Origin of the sequence: Tabrizicola sp. (assembly GCF_041911175.1) — a bacterium.
In the GTDB taxonomy this organism is placed as follows: Bacteria; Pseudomonadota; Alphaproteobacteria; order Rhodobacterales; family Rhodobacteraceae; genus Tabrizicola.
On sequence record NZ_JAYRPN010000075.1, the window covers coordinates 1 to 5,934 of the forward strand.

Genomic DNA, 5,934 nt, shown 5'->3' on the forward strand with positions numbered 1-5,934 from the left:
CTGGTCTTTGCGGCCCCGATCCTGCTGGGCGTGGCGATCGGGATCACGACCGCACGGCTGCGGCGGCGCTGAGGGCTTGCGCGGGGCGCAAAACCGCCGCAGAAACCGGCGCATGAGCAAGCTTCCCGAGACGCGCGGCGTGCTGACGCCGGACCGATCCCTGGCCGACCTGACCTGGCTGCGGGTGGGTGGCCCGGCGGACTGGCTTTACCAACCGGCGGACGAGGCCGATCTGGCGGATTTCCTGGCGGCACTGGACCCAGCGGTCGCGGTGTTCCCGATGGGCGTGGGGTCGAACCTGATCGTGCGCGATGGCGGCCTTCGCGCGGTGGTGATCCGGCTGGGGCGGGGCTTCAACGGGATTTCCGTGGAAGGCAACCGGGTGGTGGCCGGGGCGGCGGCGCTGGATGCGCATGTGGCGAAACGGGCGGCGGAGGCGGGGCTGGACCTGACCTTCCTGCGCACCATTCCCGGCAGCATCGGCGGGGCGGTGCGGATGAATGCCGGGTGCTACGGGTCCTATGTGGCCGATGTGCTGGAAGAGGTGCGGGTCGTCACTCGCGACGGGAGGATCGAGACGCTTGCCGCCAGTGTGCTGGATTTGCGCTACCGGCAGAGCGAATTGCCTGCGGGGGCGGTGATTGTGCAGGCTGTGTTCCGCGCCGGTGCGGGTGATCCGGCGGCGCTGGAGGCACGGATGGCAGAGCAGATCGCCAAGCGCGATGCCTCGCAGCCGACGAAGGAGCGCAGCGCCGGGTCGACCTTCCGCAATCCGGCGGGGCGGTCCTCGACGGGGCGCGCGGATGACAGCCATGAATTGAAGGCCTGGAAGGTGATCGACGATGCCGGGATGCGGGGGGCAAGGCTGGGCGGGGCGCAGATGTCGGTCATGCATTCCAACTTCCTGATCAACGCCGGAGGGGCGACGGCCGCCGATCTGGAAAATCTGGGCGAGGAAGTCAGGAAAAAGGTTTACCAATCAAGCGGTATCACGCTAGAGTGGGAAATCATGCGGGTCGGAGAATTCCCGCAGGACTAGTGATATCACGGGTCACATAAGGCCCGGATGAGGCAGTGTATGGCGGGCGCATCGAGCAGGATGGCCCCCGAAGTGGCGGTTCTGATGGGTGGGCTTTCCGCTGAGCGGGAAGTGTCGCTTGTCTCTGGGCGCGAATGCGCCAAGGCCCTGCGGGAGGCTGGTTACAAGGTGACGGAGGTCGATTGCGGCCCCGATCTGCCTGCGCGGCTGGCCGAATTGCGCCCCGACGTCTGCTTCAACGCCCTGCATGGCCGCTGGGGCGAGGATGGCTGCGTCCAGGGCCTGCTGGAATGGCTTGGCATCCCCTATACGCATTCCGGCGTGCTGGCCTCGGCCCTGGCGATGGACAAGGTCAAGACCAAGGAAGTCTACCGCGCCGCCGGTCTGCCGGTGGTGGAAAGCGTGCTGGCAACGCGGGAAGAGGTGGAGGCGGGGCATGTGCTGCCCGCGCCCTATGTGGTGAAGCCCTATAACGAGGGGTCCTCGGTCGGGGTCTATATCGTCCGCGAGGGGTCGAATGCGCCGCGGCTGGCGGCCACGATGCCGGATCGGGTGATGGTCGAGACCTATGCCCCGGGGCGCGAGCTGACGACGACGGTGATGGGCGACCGGGCGCTGGGGGTGACGGATATCATCACCGACGGCTGGTACGATTATGACGCCAAGTACAAGCCGGGCGGCAGTCGTCATGAATGCCCGGCGAAGCTTCCGCAGGAGATCGAGGCGGCCTGTCTGGACTATGCGCTGCGGGCGCACAGGGCATTGGGGTGCCGGGGGGTGTCGCGCACCGATTTCCGCTGGGATGAAAGCCGGGGGTTGGCGGGGCTGATCCTGCTGGAGACCAATACCCAGCCGGGGATGACGCCGACTTCGCTCGCGCCGGAACAGGCGGCGATGCGGGGGATCGGCTTTCCCGAGTTCTGCGCCTGGATGGTGAGGGATGCGTCATGCAATCGCTGAGCGCCCGCCGCCCGGTGTCGCGGGTCCGGCGCGACCCGGCGCCGTCCAAGTGGGACTACCGGCTGCAACGCTGGATGCTGACGCCCTACGTCCGCAGCTTCGTGGTGAAGGGCATCCCGACGCTGGTGGTGCTGGGGGCCGCCGCGCTGTGGTTCAGCCACGAGCCGAACCGGCAGGCGGTGATCGGCCAGCTGACCCACCTGCGCGAGGAATTCGAGGCCCGGCCGGAGTTCCGGGTGTCGCTGGCGCGCGTCGAGGGAGCGTCGGACGATCTGGCCGAGGCGGTGCGGGCCAAGCTGGCGCTGGCGCTTCCCATGTCGTCCTTTGATATCGACCTTGACGCGGCGCGGGCACGGATCGAGGCGCTGGATGCGGTGCAGAAGGCCGACCTCCGGGTGCGGTCGGGCGGTATCCTGCAGGTGCTGATCACCGAGCGGGTGCCGGTGGCCGTCTGGCGCACCGAGGACGGGCTGACCCTGGTCGACGAAACCGGCCACCGCGTCGCGGGGCTGCTGTCGCGGGCCGACCGGGCCGACCTGCCGCTGATCGCGGGCGAGGGGGCGGACGCCGCCACGCCGGAAGCGCTGGACCTGATCGCCGCCGCCGGGCCGCTGACCCCGCGTATCCGGGGGCTGGTGCGCGTCGGCGACCGGCGCTGGGACCTTGTGCTCGACCGCGACCAGCGCGTGCTGCTGCCCGAGAAGAACCCGGTGCAGGCGCTGGAGCGGCTGCTCGCGCTGGATCACGCGCAAGACCTGATGAACCGCGACATCCTGACCGTCGACCTGCGGTCGGACCATCGCCCGACCCTTCGCCTTACCCGCAATGCCCTTGCCGATATCCGTCGCGCGCAAGGCCTAGACACCGTGGAGAACGAACTGTGACCGATCTCTATACTTCCCAGCGCGCCATGCGGAACATGCGGCGGGCTGCCATGCAGCGCGGCGTGATCGCCATTCTGGACGTGGGCACCTCGAAGATCGCCTGCCTGATCCTGCGCTTCGACGGGCCGGACCGGCTGCGCGAGCAGGATGGGGTGGGCCCGATGGCCGGGCAGAGCCAGTTCCGGGTGATCGGCGCGGCCACCACCCGGTCGCGGGGCGTGCGCTTCGGCGAGATCGCGGTGATGAACGAGACCGAGCGCGCGATCCGCACCGCGGTGCAGGCGGCGCAGAAGATGGCGAATGTGCGGGTCGATCATGTGATCGCCTGTTTCTCGGGCGCGGAGCCGCGCAGCTATGGGCTGGCGGGCGAGCTGGACCTGCAGGATTCTGTGGTGACGGAGCAGGATGTGTCCCGTGTGCTGGCGGCCTGCGACGTGCCCGACCTCGGGCATGGCCGCGAGGTGCTGCACGCCCAGCCGGTGAACTTCGCGCTGGACCATCGCAGCGGCCTTGGCGATCCGCGCGGGCAGATCGGGCATCGGCTGGCGGTGGACATGCATCTGTTGTCGGTCGAGGGCGACGTGGTGCAGAACCTGCTTTACTGCATCAAGCGCTGCGACCTGGAACTGGCGGGGATCGCGTCCTCGGCCTATGTTTCGGCGATTTCCTCGCTGGTCGAGGACGAGCAGGAACTGGGCGCGGCCTGCATCGACATGGGCGGGGGCGCGACCGGCATCTCGATCTTCATGAAGAAGCACATGATCTATGCGGATTCGGTGCGGATGGGTGGCGATCATGTGACCTCGGACATCTCCAAAGGGTTGCAAATCCCGTTGGCGACGGCGGAACGGATCAAGACGCGGCATGGCGGGCTTTATGCCACGGGGATGGACGACCGCGAGATGATCGACATCGGCGGCGACAGCGGCGACTGGGAGAAGGACCGTCGGCAGATCAGCCGGACCGAGCTGATCGGGATCATGCGTCCGCGCGTGGAGGAAATCCTGGAGGAAGTCCGCGCCACGCTGGATGCGGCGGGGTTCGACACGCTGCCGAGCCAGCAGATCGTGCTGACCGGGGGCGCGAGCCAGATCCCCGGCCTCGATGGCATCGCGACGCGCGTCCTGGGCCAGCGGGTGCGACTGGGGCGGCCCCTGCGCGTGCAGGGTCTGCCGCAGGCGGCGACCGGGGCGGCCTTTGCCAGCGCGGTGGGCCTCTGCCTCTTCGCGGCGCACCCGCAGGACGAGTGGTGGGACTTCGAGATTCCGGCGGAACGCTACCCGGCACGCTCGCTGCGGCGGGCGGTCAAATGGTTCAAGGATAACTGGTGACCACAAGATCAGGGCGCAAAGGGCGAAATACCGCTGAAATCGGGGGTTTGACCCCCAGATTTCGTGGTTCGGCCATGTTTTTTTCGTGACCTTTGCAAACGTTGTGGATAGAATCGGGGATAAGTCGGCCTTCCGCAGGGGAATGATGCGAGAAAGGCCCGATAAAAACGGCGGCGGACAAACGGACAGGCGAACCCAATGGCACTCAATCTGACGATGACTTCGGAGCGTGAAGAGCTGAAGCCGCGCATCACCGTGTTCGGTGTGGGCGGCGCGGGCGGCAACGCGGTGAACAACATGATCGACAAGATGCTGGAAGGCGTCGAGTTCGTCGTGGCGAACACCGATGCGCAGGCCCTGCAGCAAAGCCGGGCAGGCGCGCGCATCCAGATGGGTGTCAAGGCGACGGAAGGTCTTGGGGCAGGGGCCCGGCCGACGGTGGGGGCCGCTGCGGCGGAAGAGACGATCGAAGAAATCGTCGACCACCTGGCCGGGGCGCATATGTGTTTCATCACCGCCGGCATGGGCGGCGGCACCGGCACGGGTGCTGCCCCGATCATCGCGCAGGCGGCGCGGGAGCTGGGCGTGCTGACCGTCGGCGTCGTGACCAAGCCTTTCCAGTTCGAGGGCGCGAAGCGGATGCGTCAGGCGGAAGAAGGCATTGAATCGCTTCAGAAAGTCGTCGACACGCTGATCATCATCCCGAACCAGAACCTGTTCCGGCTGGCGAACGAGCGCACCACCTTTACCGAAGCCTTCGCCATGGCTGACGACGTGCTGTATCAGGGCGTCAAGGGCGTGACCGACCTGATGGTGCGTCCGGGCCTGATCAACCTCGACTTCGCCGACGTCCGCGCGGTGATGGACGAGATGGGCAAGGCGATGATGGGCACCGGCGAGGCCACGGGAGAGGATCGCGCGGTGCAGGCGGCGGAGAAGGCGATCGCCAACCCGCTTCTGGACGAGATCAGCCTGAACGGCGCCAAGGGTGTGCTGATCAACATCACCGGTGGCCATGACCTGACCCTGTTCGAGCTGGACGAGGCGGCGAACATCATCCGCGACAAGGTGGACCCGGAAGCGAACATCATCGTCGGCTCGACGCTGGACACCGCAATGGAGGGCCGCATCCGTGTGTCGGTCGTCGCGACCGGCATCGACGCCTCGGCAGCGAACAAGGCGGAACCGCCGGTCGCCCGCCGCTCGATGGGCGCGCCCCTGACGCTGACCCCGGCGCCGCAGCCGGAAGCCCCGCGCGCGGCGGCCGCGGCCTATGTGCCCGCTCCGGCGCCCGCGCCGGTAGTGGATGACCGGATCGCCTTCGAGGAGGAAGTCGACCAGGTGGCCGACGCGGCGTTCGATGCGGCGGCCTCGCGCGCCGACATGGACACCGACGACCTGTCGATCGCCGACGACCTGCCGCCCCCGGCCTACCGCCCGCAGCCTGCCGCCCAGCCGGTCCTGGTGCGGTCGACCCCGGCGGCCATCGAGGCCGACATTGAGGCCACCCGCGAGCGGCTGGCGGCCAACATCGACCAACTGATCTACCGCACTCGACCCGCGACGATCGCGCAACAGCAGTCCAATCGGGCCAAGGCGTTCTTCGTCGACCCGACCTCCGGCCAGCCCAAACAGGACAACATCCTCAAGGTCGCCGGTGCGGTCGCCGGTGTGGTCGTGCTCTTCGCGGTGATCCGCAAGATCGTCAAGTGAGTCCCAA

At 67.8% G+C, this 5,934-nt stretch carries 5 protein-coding genes; all 5 read left to right on the top strand.

Going from position 1 to position 5,934, the window contains the following annotated elements; translation table 11 throughout:
* The first annotated feature begins 112 nt into the window (after nucleotides 1-112).
* Nucleotides 113-1,039 (top strand): UDP-N-acetylmuramate dehydrogenase, encoded by a 927-nt coding sequence (gene murB / locus ACE3P6_RS09740; RefSeq protein ID WP_374394272.1) that lies wholly within the window; start codon nucleotides 113-115, stop codon nucleotides 1,037-1,039.
* A gap of 39 nt (nucleotides 1,040-1,078) precedes the next feature.
* Nucleotides 1,079-1,999: a D-alanine--D-alanine ligase gene (locus ACE3P6_RS09745; protein ID WP_374394274.1), complete on the top strand. Its 921-nt coding sequence runs from the start codon at nucleotides 1,079-1,081 to the stop codon at nucleotides 1,997-1,999.
* Nucleotides 1,987-2,883, top strand: a complete 897-nt coding sequence (locus ACE3P6_RS09750; RefSeq protein WP_374394277.1) for a cell division protein FtsQ/DivIB — start codon at nucleotides 1,987-1,989, stop codon at nucleotides 2,881-2,883. Before ACE3P6_RS09745 ends, ACE3P6_RS09750 begins: the two co-directional genes overlap by 13 nt.
* Nucleotides 2,880-4,214, top strand: a complete 1,335-nt coding sequence (gene ftsA, locus ACE3P6_RS09755) for a cell division protein FtsA (RefSeq protein ID WP_374394279.1) — start codon at nucleotides 2,880-2,882, stop codon at nucleotides 4,212-4,214. Before ACE3P6_RS09750 ends, ftsA begins: the two co-directional genes overlap by 4 nt.
* Nucleotides 4,215-4,412: 198 nt before the next feature.
* Complete coding sequence (gene ftsZ, locus ACE3P6_RS09760; protein ID WP_374394281.1) at nucleotides 4,413-5,927, top strand: cell division protein FtsZ; 1,515 nt, start codon at nucleotides 4,413-4,415, stop codon at nucleotides 5,925-5,927.
* Nucleotides 5,928-5,934 lie beyond the last annotated feature (7 nt).

Excerpts from the sequence above, each read along its gene's own strand:
- ACE3P6_RS09745 (WP_374394274.1), top strand. The coding sequence starts at position 1,079 with ATGGCGGGCGCATCGAGCAGGATGGCCCCCGAAGTGGCGGTTCTGATG.
- murB (WP_374394272.1), top strand. The coding sequence starts at position 113 with ATGAGCAAGCTTCCCGAGACGCGCGGCGTGCTGACGCCGGACCGATCC.
- ftsZ (WP_374394281.1), top strand. The coding sequence starts at position 4,413 with ATGGCACTCAATCTGACGATGACTTCGGAGCGTGAAGAGCTGAAGCCG.
- ACE3P6_RS09750 (WP_374394277.1), top strand. The coding sequence starts at position 1,987 with ATGCAATCGCTGAGCGCCCGCCGCCCGGTGTCGCGGGTCCGGCGCGAC.